This window comes from Streptomyces sp. NPDC006602 (genome assembly GCF_042870385.1).
In the GTDB taxonomy this organism is placed as follows: Bacteria; Actinomycetota; Actinomycetes; order Streptomycetales; family Streptomycetaceae; genus Streptomyces.
Genome location: NZ_JBIAHG010000010.1, coordinates 37968 through 56162 on the forward strand (window position 1 = coordinate 37968; position 18195 = coordinate 56162).

20 protein-coding genes and 4 pseudogenes are annotated in these 18195 nt (G+C 69.6%); 11 read left to right on the forward strand and 13 right to left on the reverse strand.

Features of this window, described 5'->3' with window-relative positions; translation table 11 throughout:
• Positions 1 to 8 precede the first annotated feature (8 nt).
• Positions 9 to 1013: an Lrp/AsnC family transcriptional regulator gene (locus tag ACFYO2_RS24720; protein WP_388352908.1), complete on the reverse strand. Its 1005-nt coding sequence runs from the start codon at positions 1011 to 1013 to the stop codon at positions 9 to 11.
• A gap of 131 nt (positions 1014 to 1144) precedes the next feature.
• Here ACFYO2_RS24720 and ACFYO2_RS24725 point away from each other — a divergent pair, with 131 nt between their 5' ends.
• From ACFYO2_RS24725 to ACFYO2_RS24740, 4 genes are all read left to right on the forward strand, one after another.
• Positions 1145 to 2464: an Nramp family divalent metal transporter gene (locus ACFYO2_RS24725; protein WP_388352912.1), complete on the forward strand. Its 1320-nt coding sequence runs from the start codon at positions 1145 to 1147 to the stop codon at positions 2462 to 2464.
• Between the two features lie 5 nt (positions 2465 to 2469).
• Entirely contained in the window at positions 2470 to 3948 is a 1479-nt protein-coding gene (locus ACFYO2_RS24730) for an amidase (protein ID WP_388352915.1), read from the forward strand.
• A complete protein-coding gene (locus tag ACFYO2_RS24735) occupies positions 3945 to 5210 on the forward strand; it encodes an NAD(P)/FAD-dependent oxidoreductase (protein ID WP_388352917.1) in 1266 nt (421 codons plus the stop codon). The genes ACFYO2_RS24730 and ACFYO2_RS24735 overlap by 4 nt, the downstream gene beginning before the upstream one ends.
• Positions 5211 to 5466: 256 nt before the next feature.
• Entirely contained in the window at positions 5467 to 5967 is a 501-nt protein-coding gene (locus ACFYO2_RS24740; RefSeq protein ID WP_388352920.1) for a J domain-containing protein, read from the forward strand.
• 94 nt (positions 5968 to 6061) lie between these two features.
• On the opposite strand, the pseudogene ACFYO2_RS24745 reads toward ACFYO2_RS24740, so the two are convergent.
• Positions 6062 to 6462 (reverse strand): annotated as a pseudogene (locus ACFYO2_RS24745) (Hsp70 family protein); the annotation flags it as partial.
• Positions 6463 to 6813: 351 nt separating this feature from the next.
• Between ACFYO2_RS24745 and ACFYO2_RS24750 the strand changes: the two are divergent.
• Positions 6814 to 7479, forward strand: coding sequence for a dienelactone hydrolase family protein (locus ACFYO2_RS24750; RefSeq protein ID WP_388352923.1), 666 nt, complete (start codon positions 6814 to 6816; stop codon positions 7477 to 7479).
• A 13-nt stretch (positions 7480 to 7492) separates the two neighbouring features.
• Here the strand turns inward: ACFYO2_RS24750 and ACFYO2_RS24755 are convergent, their stop codons facing one another.
• Complete coding sequence (locus tag ACFYO2_RS24755) at positions 7493 to 7984, reverse strand: SpoIIE family protein phosphatase (RefSeq protein WP_388353515.1); 492 nt, start codon at positions 7982 to 7984, stop codon at positions 7493 to 7495.
• A pseudogene (locus tag ACFYO2_RS24760) lies at positions 7972 to 8172 on the reverse strand (SpoIIE family protein phosphatase); the annotation flags it as partial. The gene ACFYO2_RS24755 and the pseudogene ACFYO2_RS24760, both read right to left, overlap by 13 nt.
• A gap of 280 nt (positions 8173 to 8452) precedes the next feature.
• Between ACFYO2_RS24760 and ACFYO2_RS24765 the strand changes: the two are divergent.
• Both ACFYO2_RS24765 and ACFYO2_RS24770 read left to right on the forward strand, forming a co-directional pair.
• A complete protein-coding gene (locus ACFYO2_RS24765; protein WP_388352925.1) occupies positions 8453 to 8902 on the forward strand; it encodes an Hsp20/alpha crystallin family protein in 450 nt (149 codons plus the stop codon).
• Between the two features lie 147 nt (positions 8903 to 9049).
• Positions 9050 to 9409, forward strand: coding sequence for a hypothetical protein (locus tag ACFYO2_RS24770; protein ID WP_388352928.1), 360 nt, complete (start codon positions 9050 to 9052; stop codon positions 9407 to 9409).
• Between the two features lie 292 nt (positions 9410 to 9701).
• Here ACFYO2_RS24770 and ACFYO2_RS24775 read toward each other — a convergent pair whose 3' ends face one another.
• From ACFYO2_RS24775 to ACFYO2_RS24815, 9 genes are all read right to left on the reverse strand, one after another.
• Positions 9702 to 9905, reverse strand: a complete 204-nt coding sequence (locus ACFYO2_RS24775; RefSeq protein WP_388352931.1) for a cold-shock protein — start codon at positions 9903 to 9905, stop codon at positions 9702 to 9704.
• 437 nt (positions 9906 to 10342) lie between these two features.
• Positions 10343 to 10681, reverse strand: coding sequence for an Hsp20/alpha crystallin family protein (locus ACFYO2_RS24780; protein ID WP_388353517.1), 339 nt, complete (start codon positions 10679 to 10681; stop codon positions 10343 to 10345).
• 167 nt (positions 10682 to 10848) lie between these two features.
• Positions 10849 to 11340: an Hsp20/alpha crystallin family protein gene (locus ACFYO2_RS24785; RefSeq protein ID WP_388352934.1), complete on the reverse strand. Its 492-nt coding sequence runs from the start codon at positions 11338 to 11340 to the stop codon at positions 10849 to 10851.
• Positions 11341 to 11616: 276 nt separating this feature from the next.
• Positions 11617 to 11844, reverse strand: coding sequence for a hypothetical protein (locus ACFYO2_RS24790; RefSeq protein ID WP_388352936.1), 228 nt, complete (start codon positions 11842 to 11844; stop codon positions 11617 to 11619).
• Positions 11845 to 12143: 299 nt separating this feature from the next.
• Positions 12144 to 13124, reverse strand: coding sequence for an NAD(P)-dependent alcohol dehydrogenase (locus tag ACFYO2_RS24795; RefSeq protein ID WP_388352939.1), 981 nt, complete (start codon positions 13122 to 13124; stop codon positions 12144 to 12146).
• Positions 13121 to 13378: a helix-turn-helix transcriptional regulator gene (locus tag ACFYO2_RS24800; protein ID WP_388352941.1), complete on the reverse strand. Its 258-nt coding sequence runs from the start codon at positions 13376 to 13378 to the stop codon at positions 13121 to 13123. Before ACFYO2_RS24800 ends, ACFYO2_RS24795 begins: the two co-directional genes overlap by 4 nt.
• Entirely contained in the window at positions 13372 to 13827 is a 456-nt protein-coding gene (locus tag ACFYO2_RS24805) for a hypothetical protein (RefSeq protein ID WP_388352944.1), read from the reverse strand. The genes ACFYO2_RS24800 and ACFYO2_RS24805 overlap by 7 nt, the downstream gene beginning before the upstream one ends.
• A 377-nt stretch (positions 13828 to 14204) precedes the next feature.
• Positions 14205 to 14603 carry an SseB family protein gene (locus ACFYO2_RS24810; RefSeq protein WP_388352947.1) on the reverse strand — a complete coding sequence of 133 codons (399 nt, stop codon included), beginning with the start codon at positions 14601 to 14603 and terminating at the stop codon, positions 14205 to 14207.
• A 384-nt stretch (positions 14604 to 14987) separates the two neighbouring features.
• Entirely contained in the window at positions 14988 to 15659 is a 672-nt protein-coding gene (locus tag ACFYO2_RS24815; protein ID WP_388352950.1) for a dienelactone hydrolase family protein, read from the reverse strand.
• A gap of 282 nt (positions 15660 to 15941) precedes the next feature.
• On the opposite strand from ACFYO2_RS24815, the gene ACFYO2_RS24820 reads away from it, so the two are divergent.
• From ACFYO2_RS24820 to ACFYO2_RS24835, 4 genes and pseudogenes are all read left to right on the forward strand, one after another.
• A complete protein-coding gene (locus ACFYO2_RS24820) occupies positions 15942 to 16346 on the forward strand; it encodes a ChaB family protein (RefSeq protein WP_388352953.1) in 405 nt (134 codons plus the stop codon).
• Between the two features lie 53 nt (positions 16347 to 16399).
• Positions 16400 to 17062, forward strand: a complete 663-nt coding sequence (locus ACFYO2_RS24825) for a phosphoribosyltransferase (protein WP_388352956.1) — start codon at positions 16400 to 16402, stop codon at positions 17060 to 17062.
• 278 nt (positions 17063 to 17340) lie between these two features.
• Positions 17341 to 17586: pseudogene (locus ACFYO2_RS24830) on the forward strand (MFS transporter); the annotation flags it as partial.
• Between the two features lie 47 nt (positions 17587 to 17633).
• Positions 17634 to 18148: pseudogene (locus ACFYO2_RS24835) on the forward strand (SDR family NAD(P)-dependent oxidoreductase); the annotation flags it as partial.
• Between the last annotated feature and the right edge of the window lie 47 nt (positions 18149 to 18195).

An 18195-nucleotide genomic window follows, 5' to 3' on the forward strand; every position in this document is an offset into this window, starting at 1 on the left:
GATCCCGCTCAGTCCCGCGACCGGCGCGCGAGCATGCCGCCGCGTTTCAGCGAGCTGAGGACGAGCGAGGTGTCCACGGACGCCACGTCCCGCAGCCAGGGGGCGCGGGTGACGAAGTCGTACAGGGCTGACTCGCTGGGCAGCGCCGCCAGTACCAGGATCTGGTGCTCTCCGGTGACGAAGCTGGCGTACCGGACGTGGACGTTGTCCGCCAGCGCCGCTGCCACCGTCTCGGCCCCGGCCGGAGCGGTGCGTACCCGGAGCAGGGCCTCCACCGGCAGACCGAGCAGGGCCGGCTCGATCACGGCGCGGATGCGCACTCTGCCCTCCCGTCGCAGCGCGCCGAGGCGCCGCCGGGCGGTGGCTTCCGAGACGCCGGCGACGCGGCCGAGTTCCTCATAGGTGCATCGCCCGTCCTCGGCGAGGGCGTTCAGCAGCAGCCGGTCCGAGCGGGAGAGTTCGTGCGCCACGTCGGCGGGCGGCATCACGTCTCCCTCGGCCGACGACTGTGCGGGCGCCTCGGACGGGCCCGCCAGCGCGGCGATCTCGTCGTCGGTGAGCAGTCCGGAGTGCCACTCTCGGATCGTGCGGATGTGGCGCAGCACCGGCAGCGTGAACGTCTCCAACATGCCTGGCAGCCCCGGCAGTTCGTCCATCACCAGGCTCGCCAGCTGGTCCCGGGGGCAGAGCAGCTCCGCGACGCATTCCGGGGAGCCGGTCAGCACATGCGTGAAGACACAGTCGGACCGGCGGGCCAGCGCGCTCGCGACCATCCGCGCCTGCCCCGGGGCACAGCGCACCCCGACCACCGTGCTGCGGCCGTGCGGCGCCATGGCGCCGATCCGCACCAGCCCGGATTCCAGCAGCCGGGTCCCCCGGCGGACGACGGTGCGTTCGGCCTCGCCGAGCGCTGCCGCGATGCGGTGCCAGGAGGCCCGGCCGTCGATCTGCAGGGCGCTGATGATGCGGCGATCCAGCGAATCCGCCACTGGACCGGTCTGCTGTGCGTTCATCGCACCAAGCATATGGCCGATTCCGTCACTTCGGCCGAGATTCTTGTTCCCTTCCGTCATCGTGCCCGAGCCTGCCGGTGACACCCGATGAGCCGCACGACCGACGACTCCCGCTCACATGACGTACGGAGATGATCGACGTGACCGCGACGCAAGGCACAGCGCAAGGAACTCCCCCTCGGCAACAAGCGGTCGAGCCCGCCCAGGCCCCCGCCACCCGGCGCGGCCGACTGGCTCTGCTGGGCCCCGGCCTGGTCCTGGCGGCCGCGAGCGTGGGCGCCGGCGACATGGTGACGTCCCTCGCGGGCGCCTCCGGGTACGGGATGGCGCTGCTGTGGGCGATCCTCATCGGCGTCGTCCTGAAGTTCGTCCTCACCGAGGCGGTCGGACGGCTCTACATGGCGACCGGCCAGACCGTCATCGCCAGCCTGCGGTCGGTCGGACGCTGGCTGCCCCCGGCGTTCTTCCTCTTCGTCCTGGTCATCGGACTGCTGTACGGGGCCGCCCTGAGCTCGGTCGCCTCGCTGGCCCTGTCCACGCTGTTCCCCGCGCTCCCTGCGCGGCCGCTGGGCATCGCGATCGCACTGGCGTCCGCCGCGCTCGTGTACGTCGGCCGGTACGCGCTCTTCGAGCGTGTGATGAGCGTCTTCATCCTCGTCAAGTTCCTCGGCATGGTTGTCCTGGCGGTGGCCATGCTCGCCACCGTCGACGATCTGCCGGGCCTCGTCGCCACGATGCGCCCGCGGCTGCCGGAGGGGGATGTGGTGACGGTGCTCGCCCTCATCGGCGGCGTGGGCGGCACGGCCGGAATCGCCTCGTACAGCTACTGGGTACGGGAGAAGCGCTGGCAGCACCGCAGCTGGCTGCCCGTCATGCGGGCCGACTCGGCGGTCAGTTACGCCGTCACCTTCCTCTTCGTGCTCTGCACGACCATCGTGGGGACGGGCCTGCTGTACGGCACCGGCAACACCATCAGCGGCAACGACGGCCTGGCCGCACTCGCCGACCCGCTCGGCGCGGACCTCGGGTCGGCGGCCCGCGTCCTGTTCCTTCTGACCTTCTTCTTCGTGACGCTCAGCGCCCTCGTCGGCGGGTTCAACGCACTGTGCTACCTGCTGGCGGACTCGCTGCGGACGATGCGCGGCATTCCGGAGACCGACGCCGAGCCCCATATGGCGCAGAACAGCCGTCCTTTCCGGGCCTTCGTGCTCTACTGCGCGGCCGCGTCGATCGCCGTCACGTTCATGGGGAAGCCGGTCGCCCTGGTGCTGACGTACGCCGCCTTCGGGTCCCTGATCCTGCCCCTGCTCTCCGGGGCACTGCTGGTGCTGCTCAACCGCCGAGGCATCGAGCCGCTCTACCGCAACAAGATCATGTCGAATGTGCTGCTGTCCGGTGCCTTCCTCCTCTTCGGGGTGCTGGCCGTCGTACAGGTCAAGGAAACGTTCTGAGAGGCGTGAAGCCCGCAGTGAAGCCCGCGAAGAAGTCCGTAGAGAAGTCCGTGGATGAACTCTGCTTCCGGACCGCCACCGATCTCGCCGCCGCGATCCGGCGCCGCGAGGTGTCCGCCCGGGAGGTCGTCACCGCCCACCTGGAACAGATCGAGCGCGTCAATCCGGCGGTGAACGCCATCGTCACCCTGGTCGCCGATCAGGCACTGGAGGAGGCGGCCAAGGCCGACGCGCTGCTGATGACGGGCGCGGAGGTCGGCCCGCTGCACGGGCTGCCCGTCGCGCACAAGGACCTGCACGACACCGCGGGCATCCGGACGACGTACGGTTCGCCGATCTTCGCCGACCGGGTCCCCGACCGGGACCACCTGGTCGTCGAGCGTCTGAAGAACGCCGGGGCCATCACGCTCGGCAAGACCAACGTCCCCGAACTCGGCATGGGTTCACACACCGTCAACAAGGTGTTCGGGCCCACCCGCAACCCGTACGACCTCTCCCGCAGCGCGGGCGGCAGCAGCGGCGGCGCGGGGGCCGCGCTCGCCTGCGGAATGCTGCCGACCGCCGACGGCAGTGACACCGGCGGATCGCTGCGCAATCCCGCCTCCTTCAACAACGTCGTCGGGCTGCGCCCCTCCCCCGGGCGGGTTCCGTCCTGGCCCGACAAGGCGCCGTGGGGACAGCTGTCGGTCAAGGGGCCCATGGCCAGGACCGTGACCGACGTGGCACTGACACTGTCCGTGCTCGCGGGCCCCGACCCGCGCAGCCCGCTCGCCCTTGAGACGCCGGGCTCCGCCTTCGCGGGACCCCTGGACGGCGATGTACGCGGCCTGCGCGTGGCCTGGTCGCCCGACCTCGGCGGGAGCGTGCCCGTCGACGCCGAGGTGCGGGCGGCACTCGAGCCGGCGGTCGAGGCGTTCGCCTCACTGGGCTGCGAGATCGACGAGGCCTGCCCGGACCTGTCCGGGGCCGACGAGGTCTTCCTCGTCCAACGCGCCTGGCAGATGGAACTCGCCTACGGTCCCCTGCTCGACGAGCACCGCCACCGGATGGCCCCGGACGTGGTGTGGAACATCGAGGAGGGACGCGGGCTCACCGGCCCGGACCTCGGCCGGGCGCAGCTCCTGCAGACCGCCCTCTACCACCGCGTCCGGGAGTTCTTCGAGACGTACGACCTTCTGCTGCTGCCGGTCAGCCAGGTCGCCCCGTTCGACATCCGGCTCCCCTATCCCGCCTCCGTGGACGGCACAGCGATGGAGACCTACTTGGACTGGATGCGCTCGGCCTACCTGATCTCCGTCACCGGTTGTCCCGCGCTGTCGGTGCCGGCCGGTTTCACTCCGCAGGGTCTGCCCGTCGGGCTCCAAGTGGTCGGCCCGCACCGACAGGACTGGGCGGTCCTACAAGCCGGATACGCCATAGAGCAGGTCACGCGGACCGGTGAACACAGGCCGCCCGTCGCCTTGAAGGACAGGAGCGCCGCATGACCCCACGCACCACCGTCGGGCCTCCGCGCAACGCCATCGTGATCGGCGCCGGCATGACCGGACTGGCAACCGCCTGGTTCCTCCAGGAAGCCGGCGTCGAGGTCACCGTCGTCGACCGCCGGCATGTCGCGGCCGGCGCGTCCTGGGGAAACGCCGGCTGGCTCTCCCCCGCCCTCGCGGTACCGCTGCCCGAGCCCGGCGCCCTGCGCCTGGGACTGCGCACCCTGCTCTCGCCGACCTCGCCCCTCTACATCCCGCCCCGCGCGGACCCGCGTCTGGCCCGGTTCCTGCTGTCGTTCAGCCGCAACTGCACCCCCCGGCGCTGGCGGCTCGCGATGAGCGCCCTCGCCCCGCTGAACCGCCAGGCGCTGGCCGCGTACGACGAACTCGCCCAAGGCGGCGTCGCCGAACCGACCCGAGCGAGCGACCCGTGCCTCATCGCCTTCACCACCGAGGCCGCCCGCGCGCCGTTCGTCAACGAGCTGGAGGCGGTGCGCGCGGCCGGCCAGAGCGTCGACTACGACCTGCTCTCCGGCGCCGAGGCCCGGGACCGGGAGCCAGCGCTGTCGGAACGCACCGGGGCCGCCGTACGGTTGCACGGCCAGCGTTTCCTGAACCCGGGGGCCTATGCCGCGGCGCTCGCCGACGCGGTGCGTGAGCGGGGCGGCAAGGTCGTCGAAGGTCTGCGGGTCACCCGGAACCAGGATCACGGGGGCGAAGTCGCAGTGTTCGGCTCCGACGGTACGGATCTGCGCGCCGACCTGGCCGTTCTCGCGAACGGAGCCTGGCTGAACCGACTGGCGGCACCCTTCGGCGTACGCGTCGCCGTCCAGTCCGGCCGCGGCTACAGCTTCACCCTGCCCGCCGAGGGGCTGCCCACGGGGCCCACGTACTTCGCCGCCCAGCGCGTGGTCTGCACACCCCTGGGCGGCGATCGGGTACGGGTCGCCGGAATGATGGAGTTCACCGCCCCCGACCGGCCCGCGGACCCCCGCCGCATCCAGGCCGTCATCGACGCGGCACGCCCCATGCTGCCCGGCGCCGACTTCAGCCGCCGCAGCGACGAATGGGCGGGCCCACGCCCTTGCACCGCGGACGGACTGCCCCTCGTCGGCCCGACCCGCTCACCGCGCGTCCACGTCTGCGGCGGCCACGGGATGTGGGGCATCGCCCTGGGCCCGCTGAGCGGCAAACTCCTCGCCGAGTCGATCGTGACCGGGCAGAGCGCCGCCGAGCTCACCCCCCTGCATCCGCTGCGCTGAACCGCTGGGAGATACCGTCCACACGCCGGCATGGTGGTGAGGTGACCTGGACGTTCCCTCACCTGGCGTGGCCGGTGGGCGCCCCTGCTCGCCACCTCGCGGCACAAAGAGGAAGGCTGCCCCACGTCCCGGCGGACTGCTTGCAGATATACCCATCAAGAGGTGTGTTTGGAAGAATTAGGGCGTAGCGCTGTCCAGGCAGTCAGGACGGCTTCTCGGTATCCGCAGGAGAGGTACTGGTCAGGAGGTGAAGGACATGCCCGGGCAGCGACCCCGACGCGACCATTACGTGGTCCTGGGCGTCCAGCCCTCTGCGTCCGCGCAGCAGATCACCACCGCGTACCGCAGGCTGGTCCGCTCCCTGCACCCGGACACCGGTCACGGCGACCCGGCGGCCTCGGAGGACTTCGCCGAGGTCGTGACCGCCTACGACACGCTTCGCGATCCGGAACGGCGTGCCGCATACGACGCCGGACGTGACGATCCAGCCGACCGGACCCGGTCCGGCAATCCGATACCGGTGCGCGTCCGCGTCACCCGCACCCGCGCCGCACCGACCGCACAGCCCGGTGCGAACCAGCCGGATGACCTGGATCCCCTGGACGTCCTGGCGCTTCTCGGTGATCTGGCGGGCCTGCGGTACTGGTCGCGGGTGCGGGCCCGCCCGACACTGGTCGACCCGCGTCTTGCCCCGACCACCCGAACGTCTGCCGCGCGGATCCTTCAATGGATGTGGCATACGGACCCGTGGCAGTGACCGGCAGGGCAGGAGGAAGCGCGGCCCGCTGCCTGGCCGGCACGCGGGCCGCACCGGTCCTGCATCCTGCGCAGCCGCCTCTACCGCTACCGCTTCACCCGGACCTTGCCCACGACCGTCTGCGAGGACACAAGGCAGGCCGACGCCGTCCCGCCGTTCCCCCGGCCTGAGCGTCCGCGCCGGGCGAGGACTGGCCCGGGGCACCCTGGGCCTGTGCGTAGAGCGCGGTACCGATCTTCTGTGCGGCAGCTGCCGCCTTCTCCGTGGCGGCACGGATGGCGGCTGTATCGCCGCCCTCGACGGTCTCGCTCTCGAGTTTCTCCTTCAGTTCCGCCAGCGCGTCCCGCGTCTCCGTCTTCACATCGGCGGGGACGCGGTCACGTGCATGATGCCGTTGGCGTCGATGTCTAAGGCGACCTCGATCTGCGGGACACCGCGCGGGGCCGGCGGCAGACCGGTCAGCTCGAACACCCCGAGCTTCTTGTTGTACGCCGCGTCCATCGCCGGACTGTTCCTCACCACCGATAGCCGTCATCGCAGACATGCCCGAGGAGGAAGAGGCATCGGCCGGTGCGAGAACCGGCGCAGCCGACCTGTGACAAGAGAGATCATCAGAGAGTGCTGATGCGCGGGCGCTGGGGTCGGTTCCCCCGGAACCGCCCCGCAACTACTACTCGGCGAAGCGGGCCGTGTCGGGAGGTCGCTCAGGGGTACATGGGGGCCGACGAGCCTGGTCGGGTCGACCGTTCCTGCTACGCGCCGGCTGGATCCCCGTCACCGCGACGGCGCTGCCGCACAGGGGCAGCCCGGGGGCGACGGAGAGGAGAGCAGCAAGTGATTTCCGCGATGGTGACGGTGCCCGTCGAGGGCGCGCTACTCACAGGTGATCTGGTGGTTTCCGGTCCGACGCGGTCGGTCGTGCTCTTCGCGCACGGCGGCGCCAGCACTCGGAACAGCCCGCGAAGCCGTGACGTCGCCCATGAACTCCACAAAGCGGGTATCGCTACCCTGCTCCTCGATCTGTTGAGCGAGCTGGAGGAGCGCAACGACGCGGTGACCGGCAAGTACCGCTTCGACATCCCGCGTCTCGCCCACCGGCTGGTGACGGCGATCGACTGGCTGGACGAGCAACCGGACACTGCCCGATTGCCCGTGGGCCTGTTCGCGTCCGGCACGGCTGCCGCCGCCGCCCTCCTGGCAACTGCGGAGCGGCCGGATCGCGTGTACTCCGTGGTCTCGCAGAGCGGTCGCCCGGACCTGGCCGGCGAGACACTGCCGCCGCTCCGGGCTCCGGTGCTGTTCTTCGTCGGCGGCAACGACCAGGAAGCCGTCCGGCTGAACCGCGAGTCCGCTGAGCAGATGCAGGGCCCTCACAAGATCCACCTGCTGCGTGGTGTCACGCGCGTGTCGGAGGAGCCGGAGGCATTGCGTCAGGTGGCCGCCGCCGCCAGAGAGTGGTTCGTGTCTCCGTTGGAACAGGGCGGCGACGCCGCTCGCCCGTCACCGCATTAAAAGCGGTGCCCTCTCATACGTAGGGGACGGAACACCTTGACTCGCACGCGGCGGACCGGCGCGGGCGGACCGGCGCGGGCGGGGACCGGCGCGGGCGGCGCAGGCGAGCGGGATACCGCAGCGTCGGAGTCACCCGTACGGCGAGGACAGCGATGTCGTCGGAACCGCCTGGGGGGCGGCGAGCAGCTCGTCGCAGAAGGCGTCGAGGGGTGCGTCGGCCAGGGCCGCAGTGTGCTGGCCGCAGCAGTTCGATACCGTCTTCCAGGCTCTTCCCCGGACGTTCCACGAGCCCGTTGGTGTACAGCAGCAGGGTGGACCGCGGTGGGCAGTTGCTCGTTGTCGTTGCCGTGGCCTGGCTCCACGCCGAGCAGCACGCCATGACCGTTGCCGAGAAAGCGGATGTCGCCGTCGTGGTCGACGAGGAGGGCGGCGGATGGCCCGCGTTGGAATGACGCAGCCTGCCACCGACGGCGGTCGTCGGACTTCGAAACGGGCGTAGACACAGCTGGCGAGGTGGCCTGCGTAGAGGGTGTCCGAGATCAGGTCCAGGCGCCGGAGGACGTCGCCGGGCGGTTCGCGGCGGTCACAGGCCAGCGCGCGCAGCATTTTGCGCAACTGGCTCCTCGCGATGGCGGCCGGCAGGTCATGACCACTGACGTCGCCGATGATCAGCGCACTGGCGCCGTCGGGCAAGGTGAAGCAGTCGTACCAGTCGCCTCCTAGCGGAACAGTCGGCTCTTGTCGACGGCCAGGGCGGTACGTGCGCCAGGTCCTCGACCAGGGCGACGTCGTTCTCGGTCAGCGGCATCTCGCCACCGCAGCGGGTCCGTCATCCGGGCAGGGCGACCGTCCCGTGTGGGGGAATTCCACCGTATTGAGGAAGATTATGATGATTGGATGTCTCGGTCAGGGGGACTTCCGGACAGCGGGTGAGCGCGTTGCACGCCACCGTTCTCGGAAGGAGATGATCGGCATGACGCTTCCCGTACGGCGCGAACAGACAGCACCGATGTGGGACCCGTTCCGCGAAATGGAGGATCTCCGCGAACGCATGAGCCGCCTGATGGCCGCCGGCTTCCCCAGCGACCTCGGTATCAGCGGGGGGTGGGCGCCGCTCGCCGACCTGGAAGAGACCGACGACGCATACGTCATCGAGGTCGACTTGCCCGGCCTGAAGCAGGACGACATCACCATCGAGCTCAACGCCGGCGAGCTCGCCATCCACGGCGAGATGAAGGAGAAGGAACGCACCGGCGTTCTCAGGCATCGCACCCGCCGCACCGGCCAGTTCGACTACCGCGTCACCCTTCCACAGGACACGGACGCGGAGAACGTCACCGCAGAGCTCGCCGAGGGCGTGCTCACCGTCAAGGTTTCCAAGGCAGACAAGGCCAAGCCCCGCCGCATCGAGATCAGCGGCTGACGAGGTACCGCGGCCTCGTCCGGGCGGGGCACCACCGCCTGGACGACTATCGGCCGCGTGTCCCTGCCCCGCCGTGGGGCAGTGCTCCACAGCCCTGCAGATCGGGTGACGCGGGGCGGGCGATGGTAGGGAGGGAAGCGATATCCCGTGGCCCGCTTGCTAGTTGAGAACAAGGATGTGGTCGTACGGCTGTCCTGGCGTGAGGCGCTTCTCGCCAAGCGGAAAGCGATTCGGGTGCCCCTTACGGCTGTACAGGGGGCGCGGGTCGAGCAGGATTGGTGGCGCAGTCTGCGGGGCACCACCGAGCGGGGGCGCTGGAGATCGGGGCGCTTCTGCATGGGCACTTGGCGGCATGCGCGCGGCATCGACTTCGCAGCCGTACGCGCGGCCGGCCCGGTGGCTGTTGTCGATCTGTTGCCGGGCCGCGAATTCGCCCGCCTCTCCGTCTCGACGGCCGATCCGGAGGGCGCCGTGCAGGCTGTGCGCCTTGCAGCACGGCGCGCATGAGACGTGAACGGTGGTCAGGGACGGGGGCAGAGGATGCGGCGAGGGCAGTGAGGCCGTGGCCGCTGTCGGCAGGTCATCGGCTGACTCCGATCCCTGGCGCGCCCGCGGCCCGTGGGCCGCCCCAACGGATACCCGCCCGCAGGGGGCCTCTGCGGTTGACGCGGTGATCAGGCGAATCCGGCCGAGCGATCCATTGGGCCGACCTCGTCATCGCGGCCTGACAGGTGGGGACCGACGACGGTGGGGGCCCGCCCCCGGCCGGGCCGAGGGCGGGCATGAGGCGCTGGGTGGCTCAGACAGCGGTGATGTTCTCTGCCTGTGGGCCTTTCTGCCCCTGGGTGACGTCGAACGTCACCTTCTGGCCTTCCCGAAGTTCACGGTATCCGTGGCCGGCCACGTTGGAGTAGTGAGCGAAGACGTCCGGGCCCCCGCCGTCCTGCTCGATGAAGCCGAAACCCTTGTCCGAGTTGAACCACTTCACAGTTCCGCTGGTCATGCGTGCCCTCCACAGGACTCCGACGAATCGGTTCCCGCACCGCGCGGGAACCGGAGCTGATCGCCTTGGTCCTCAGTGATGCAGAACAGCAAGACCGCCCGTGCGCTGCGCACGGGCGACACAACTTCGGAACCACGACAGCTGTACGCGACGCTACACGCGAGGCACCCCGACCACGACGCGCAGACGGCCGAATTGGTCCGCTCGGCGCATCACAACAGCCGTCCGTATGAATCGAACGGCTGCTGCGTGTCGCGCGCACTGCCCAGGGGTGCCGGTCTGAACAACGCTCTCCGGCTGGAGACCTCCGTCCGCGGCGCCGAACGCGAGAACGACATCGACCGTGTGGAGCTGTCCGCAAGGTCCCCGGCCGTCGTGACCAAGGGTTCGCCGCCTGGGCCCTGAAGGACGGCCTGCCAAGCGGAGTTGGCTTCGGGTCAGCTGTTGAGTTCCTTTTGTCCGCCACCACTGGTGGCGATCTTGCGTGGCTTGGCCTGCTCGGCGACCGGGATCTGCAGCTTCAGCACGCCCGCCTCGTAGGAGGCGCCGATCCGCTCGGTGTCCAACGTCTCGCCGAGGAACAGCTGCCGGCTGAACGTCCCCGCGGGCCGCTCAGTGATCACCGTCTCGGTGTCCTCGCCGTACGTCGGCTTGCGTTCGGCCTTCACCGTTAGGACGTTGCGCTCGACGTCAAGGTCGATCGACTCCGGCGTCACGCCCGGCAGGTCCAGCTCCACGAAGAACGTTGCACCCTCGCGCCAGGCGTCCATCGGCATGACGCGTCCCACTGCATTCGCATCTGCTCCTCCCGGAGGGTAGCCGGGTTTGTCGCGTATGCCTTGGAGACGACGGGCTCTGCCTGCGCGCCTGCCCCCCACACACAAGCTTCGGCGGGCTCGCCGCAGCCGGCGGCGAGCCGGTCCCCGAAGGGCAGCGGACTCTGTCAGTCTCCGGTCGTGATCTCGATGCGATGGGGCTTGGCGGCTTCGGCCTTCGGGACCTTGACCGTGAGCACCCCATCACCCAGGCGGGCGTCGACGCCTTCTGCGTCGATGTCGCCGGGCAGGACTGTGCGGTACTCGAACCGGCCGGTGCGCCGGGTGCTGCGCCGCAGGACGCCGGTGCGCTCCCGCTCCTTGAACTCGCCGCTGATGACCAGCTCCCGGTCGCTCATCTCGATGTCGATGTCGTCGCGGTTGACGCCGGGGACTTCGACCTCGATCTCGTAGGCGTCGTCGGTCTCGGAGACATCCGCCAGCGGTGACCAGGCCATCGCCTCGGTGGCGGGCGCCATGGCTCCACCGACGGTCGATTCCAGCAGGTTGCCTACGCGACCGAACAACTCGTTGAATTCGGCCAGCGGATCCGACACCCAGCCGGGGAGGCGCCGCTCGGCGAGTCGGCCGGAAGTGCCGCGTCGCACGGGAAGAGACATCTCGTCTCACCTCCGCAAGATTTGCCTACGCAAGGTTTCCGCTTTGCCCTGTTTCGATACCCGATGGGGTGGTCTTCACACGGGAACCGGCACATGATTCAAGGCAATTGCCACGCCGGCCGCAGCGCCTCGGTCGGAAGCATCGTGCCGGGTCCACCTCGCCGGCTCAGCCCTTGACGGTGATGACCGAGGCCGTGCAGCAGCCCCACCGGCTCCCACGCGCCCTGATGCCCGTGGCGACCCTCACCGGGGCCAGACCCGGAACAGTGCCTTCGATCATTCATCCATGTCCTCGAGCACCCGCCCATGCCCCATGGCGGTCTGTGAACGAATGCGGGTGATCACCTCGACGAGCTGTTCACGCAGCAACTGGCAGACGAAGGGCTCGGTCGCCGCTGCCCGGAAGTGCGGTGAACCAAGTCCGCGTCTGAGGCTCTCATTCGAGGCGTCCACGACGGCGGGCACAATCGCGGCGACGACCGCTCCCGCCGAGTCGATGGCCATCAGGTGCCCGCCCCAACCACAGTGCGGGGCAAAGCATCGTCATCGCGAGGTTTCACGTCGTGCCTAACGTGTGATCGTGAACCACGGTCACAACAAGGCCATGGTCATCACACGCTCGGCTTACGCCTTCGCCCTTGAGCCCAGACCTCGTCGCCCATCACGCCCAGCTCGGCTCGGCGCCCCGGAAAGCCTTGTGGCTGTCGGCGGGTCCGGCGGCCCTGCACACCGAGCCGCCCTCAGTCAGGACACCTGAAGCCCTCGGTGGGCTGTTCTTGACAAATTCGCCCTGTACCGCTGCCTCACATGGTGATGACGATCTTGCCGCGTGCGCGGCCCTTCTCCAGATGCCGTATGGCTTCCGGAACCTCGCCCAGCGAGTACGTCCTCTCGATGACCGGCGTGACCTTGCCGGCCTCGATGAGCTGCCCCAAGAGTTCAAGGTCCGCGCTGCGTTCCGCGGACATCAGGCCGCGCAGCTTCTGCTGTGTGAACGAGGACAGCACCATCGCCTGGAGCGTGCGGTCCACGCCTTGCAGCCACCGTCCGTCCCCTTCGCCGCCCACCAGGACAAGGGTTCCGCCAGGGGTGAGGGCGCGTCGTAGGAGTGACAGGGGGCGGTTGCCCGCGGTGTCGAGGATGAGGTCGTAGCGGCGGGCCCCGGCCGTGACGTCCGTGAAGTCCTCGCGGGTGTAGTCGATGACGTCGTCCGCGCCGATCGACCGGACCAGTTCCGTCTTCGTCGTGCTGCACAGGCCCGTGACCTCCGCACCGAAGGCCTTGGCCAGCTGCACGGCGTACGTTCCTATGCCTCCCGCCGCGCCGATGACCAGGACCTTCTGCCCTGGCTTGACTTGTCCCCTGTCGCGAAGGCCCTGGAGCGCGGCGAAGGCAGCGGTGGGAACGGCCGCCGCCTGCTCGAAGGTGAGGTTGGCCGGCTTCGCTGCCAGCCTGTCCTGCCGACCCCGCGCGTACTCGGCGAAGGAGCCGTCGCAAGCGCCGTACACCTCGTCGCCCGGACGGAAGCGCCTGACGTTCGCGCCGACCGCCTCGACGCGCCCCGCGACGTCCAGACCACGGACGCGGGATCTGGGTGCGCGGAGCCCATATCCCATCAGGCGCATCAGATAGGGCATGCCCGTCATGCAGTGCCAGTCGGCCGGGTTCACTCCCGCCGCGCGCACTTGCACGAGCACGTCGTCGGGCCCGGGTTCCGGCTTGTCGATGTCCCTGAGTTCCAGGACGTCCACCGGCCCGTACATGTCCTGAACAACTGCCTTCATGGTGTCTCCTCTTCGTGGTCCGAGTACTGGAACACGTCGTCCAGCGGGACTTGGAACACCTTGGCGATCTGGAATGCCATCTCCAGGGAGGGTGAATAGCGGCCCTGTTCGATGGCGATGACTGTCTGGCGGGAAACGCCGATCCGGTCCGCCAGCTGCGCCTGGGTCATTTCTCCGTGCGTGAAGCGGAGGGACCGGATCGAGTTCGTGACCCTCGTGGGCTTGGGTTTCGGCTTCGGATTGGGTTTCACCACGGCTGGAAGCCTCGGCGGTACGCGACGATCCTGGCGGCGGACCCGAGGATCGCGGACAGGACGAACGCCAGGTAGATCGTGTTGGAGATCCAGAAGTGGTCCAGCTCGGCCATCGACATGCCAAGGGCCGACACTCCGCCCACGACGAGGAACGACTGGCCGATGTATTCGCCGAACCGAATGATCTCCTTGTCGCGCTGGTCCTTCTTGCGGGCGTCCTTCGGCGAGAAAGTCGCGACGAGGACGTGCAGCACGATCGACGCGGCGATCGAGGCGCCGATGGCCCACAACATCGTCGCCACGTACGCCACTTCACCGAGAGGAACGTCGCCCGCCCGCCCAAGAATGACGGCGATATAGGCCGCATATGTTCCGATCGCGAGGACCGCCATGATCCACGCGCTCTTCTCTTCGAATGGCATGCCGCGAATGTAAAGCAGCGTCGACATGGTGTCAAGGATTCTTGACATGGCTTGGGCGGGCCGACGCATCCGTGTGGGCCCTCAGGAGCCGTCAGGCGTCAGTGCCCGGCGGGCACCACCGCCCCGCACCTGCCCCGGCCACCTCAACGATCACCTCGGCGATCCGCGGCGTACACATCCCGCCCCGGAGCATCAGCAGCCTGCGCTCGGCATCATCGGGACCGGCCCTCCGGACATCGCAACCCGAATACGCACTCTCCCCGCTCATACGCCTCAGGCGATCCCCACCCAGCCACGCATCAACCGGCTGGGACCGGACGCCACGTGTTGCCCAGCCGCCCGGGACCCCGCGCGACCCGGCCGGCCTGCCGCTGTGCCCTCGGCGCCCGGCGGGCGTGCCTCGCTCAATCCATGCCGCGGTCCAGCAGTTCCCTGACGCCCCGAGCCGTCAGCGCCAGCTCCTCCGGTGTGCCGGCATCGATGACGAGTGCCAGTTCCTCGGAAGGCCAGCCGTGGGCGAGCGCGCCGAGCAGGATCTGCCGGTGCTCTGTGATCTGCGGGAACGCCTGCCGCATACGGGCCTGCGAGGTGAACACCGGCACCAGTTCGGTGCCGTCCCGCTGCTCGTAGACGGGCAGACTCACCGTGCCGACAGGCTGGTCCTCGGCAGCGGCGGTGGTGGGGACCAGAACCTCGCTGCCCGCGAGGGTGTCCAGTTCCGCCTCGTCGGCGTCGCCCTCGACAACCGCCCGCAGGGCCAGTTGAACGGCGGAGGCGGCGCCGTTGGGAAAGTTGTCAGTCACGGCTGGTCCATTCCGATGGGTCGGACATGTCCGGGAAGACATTGCAGTGCCCCTCGAGATCCAGCGGCCGAGTACCCGGACTCCCCCCTCTCATGTGCCACCTGGCGGCCACACCTCCAAGGCCCCGGCGCTCGGTCGGGCTCAGGTTCTAGCGATCGTCGCAACACCCCAGCCCAAGGGATGCGATGTTCGAGATCCGCCGGGCAGCCCTGGTCGATGCCCTCACACGGTTGTACGGCGTCCCCTGCCGAACTCCTCGGACAGGATCCACCGTCGGCGCAGGTCGTTGCCGAGCCGGTTCGGCGGCACCCCACGTCCTCCCAGCCCTCGAAGGACAACGGCGATCGGGGCCACCGTGCGCAGGTCGCCGGCCACCTCCGATCACTACTCCTCCGGTGCCGCCTTCCGCACGGAGCGCAGCCGGTCGTCGCACCACTGCCTGGCCGCCTCGGCGACCTGTTCCAGAGCGCCGGGCTCTTCGAACAGGTGCGTGGCTCCCGGCACGACGCGCAGGGAGTGCGGGGCCCCCAGCCGCAGGGCCGCCTCCTGGTTGAGCTTGAGCACCTCGTGGTCCTGGCCGCCGACGATGAGCAGGACCGAAGCCCTCACGTGGCCCAGAGCCTCACCGGCCAGATCCGGCCGACCGCCCCGCGACACCACGGTCAGCACACGGTCCGGCCGCTCGGCCGCGGCCACCAGTGCCGCCGCGGCGCCCGTACTCGCGCCGAACAGGATCACCGGCAGCCTCCGGATGTCGGGCTGCGCCTCCAGCCAGTCGATCGCAGCCACGAGCCGCCGGCCCAGGAGGGGGATGTCGAAGCGGTGCTCGGCGGTGAGCGCGTCGTGCCGCTCCTCCCGTTCGCTGAGCAGGTCCAGCAGCAACGTGCCGAACCCGGCGGTGCGCAGCTCGGCCGCGACCATCCGGTTGCGCGGGCTGTGACGGGAGCTGCCGCTGCCGTGCGCGAACAGCACCACGGCCCGAGCCGGTGTGGGGACGACGAAGTCGCCGGGGAGCGTGACGTCGTCGGTGTGCACCAGAACCATCTCGGAGATCATCGGCATCAGCTTCTTCCGGTCTGCCGACCTTGCGGATCGATACGACCACGATCCGGATGTCCTCACCGCGTACCCACCTTGCAGCGGGAACCGTTCCTGAAGACTGAGCGGCAGTAAGTCGTGCTGCCGGAACCCGTGCTCAACCGGGTGCCCCGAACAGTCTCGGGCACCCTGGTCGCGGGCCGTGCTCCGCCGCTGTTGACGGCCGCGGCGCCGCCGTTACCACGACCCTGCTACGGGAACCCGGTACGTCGGGCAGCCACACTCGAGGAGGTGAGTGACATGCCCGGACGACAGGAGCTGCCGTCGACCCTCGAGCGCTCCTCGAAGCAGGCCCAGCGCACGTGGATCAAGGCGCACGACTCCGCCGTGGAGCAGTACGGCGAGGGTGAGCGGGCACACCGGGTCGCCTACGGCGCGCTCAAGCACACGCACGAGAAGGTCGGCGACCACTGGGAGCGCAAGGAGGGCGGCCGCAAGGGCCCGTCGGACCCGCAGTCGGCCCGGCCCCGTCAGCAGGGCGGACGCAGCGGCGAAGGTCTCGACGAGCACGCGACGAAGGAGCATCTCTACGACCTCGCGCGGCGACTGGACATCGACGGACGGTCCCGGATGTCGAAGCCCGAGCTGCTCGACGCGGTCCGTAAGGCGAACCGCTCCCGCACGCGCGCATCCCGTTCAAGCTGACTCAGCCATATGCGGCGGACACAGCTCGCCGACCGGAAGGTAGGCATCAGGCCATGCGATTCCGCGACCGTCGCCACGCCGGCCAGGAACTCGCCCTACGGCTGAGGGAGTGGGCGGCTGACAGAGATCTGGTCAAGACCCTTGTACTCGCGCTGCCCAGGGGCGGCGTCCCGGTGGCAGCCGAGGTGGCTCATATCCTCAAGGCACCCTTGGACGTGCTGGTCGCGCGGAAGATCGGCGTTCCGGGTCACCCGGAGACCGGCGTCGGCGCGATCGTGGGGGACGATCCCCCGCTGTTCGACCAACGCGCCTTGGAGATGCTCGGCCTGAGCGAGAAGCGGCTCAACCCGGACGTGGCCCGCGAACGAACCGAACTGCACCGTCGGGAGCAGGTGTACCGGGGTGACCGCTCCGCGCCCGACGTCAAGGACCGCGCCGTGATCCTCGTCGACGACGGGCTCGCCACCGGCGCCACCGCACGCGCCGCTCTCCGGTACTTGCGCCGCCGGAACCCGGCCCGGCTGATCCTCGCCGTGCCCGTCTGCGCTCCCGACTCCGCCGCCGCGATGCGCTCTGAGGCCGATGACGTCGTCTGCCTGCACCAGCCGCCGGACTTCTGGGCGGTCGGCCAGTGGTACGACGACTTCGACCAGGTCAGCGATGACGCGGTCATCGAAATCCTGCACGCCCTCAGCGCCTCGCCGCCCAAGAGCTGACACCGCGGGGCCGGGATCAGTGTGGTGTGGCTTTCCACCATGATCCTCTGGAACGTCCCGCATGGTCGGAGACGGGGGCCGGATGACGCCGGCCCGCCCGCTGCGAAGAAAGCTTTTAGCCGCACCGGATGCGCTCACGGTCTGCGCCGCGTCTCGCGCGTGCCGCGCAACCAGAATCCGCTGCGAGGAAGAGTCGGGCTGTCTGTCGTGCAGGATCCGCGGACAGCACCTGACGAACGCACGGGCCTGCGGCGTGGTGAAGCGCATTCACAGCGTGGATGACCGGTTCCCTTCCGCCGCCGCCTCTCACCGCGGTCGACGACGCTGCTCCGTCACCCGCCGCCGTGTCGGGCCCGGCCCATGTGCTGCGCGTGAGCCTGTTGATGGCGGGCAGCTGTCTGCCGATCCTGGGGGCGGTGCTGATCGCCCCGGTGCTGCCGAAGATGCAGGACCACTTCGCGTCGGTCCCGGGAGTCAAGGCGCTGGTGCCCCCCGCCCTGACCGTTCCGGCGTTGGCGCTGGCACCGTCTTCAACGACTGGTCCGCCCGCGACCTGCAGTCCGCCGAGAACAACAACGCGGGCGTCACCTGGCGCGCCCGCATCGACGAGGTACGCCCCGAGGACATGGCGCGGGTCCACGCGGTCAATGTCACCGGCCCGCTCCTGGGCATCCAGCACCTGTTGCCGCTGATGGGCCCGGGTGCCTCGATCGTGAACGTCGGTTCGTCGGCGGCGCTGACCGCCCACTACCCGGTCGCGTACACGGCGAGCAAGTGGGCGCTGCGCGGCCTGTCGAGGACCGCCGCCATGGAACTGGGGCCCCGGGGCATCCGCGTGAACACCATCACCCCGGCTTCATCGACACGGACATGACCGCCTCCGCGGCGCCCGCGTTCCGCGAGGCGAACCTGCTCGGTACGCCACTCGGCCGCACCGGAACCGTCGACGACATCGCCCCGCTCGTGGTGTTCCTGTTGTCCGACGACGCGTCCTTCATCACGGGAGCCGAGGTCCCGGTCGACGGCGGCCTCACCACGCACGGTGGCGCCAAGCCGATCTCGGACGCCCTGCGCGCGGACGCCTGAGCACACCGAGAGCCGGCGCGGACCTGATGTGCAGGTCTCGCCGGGCG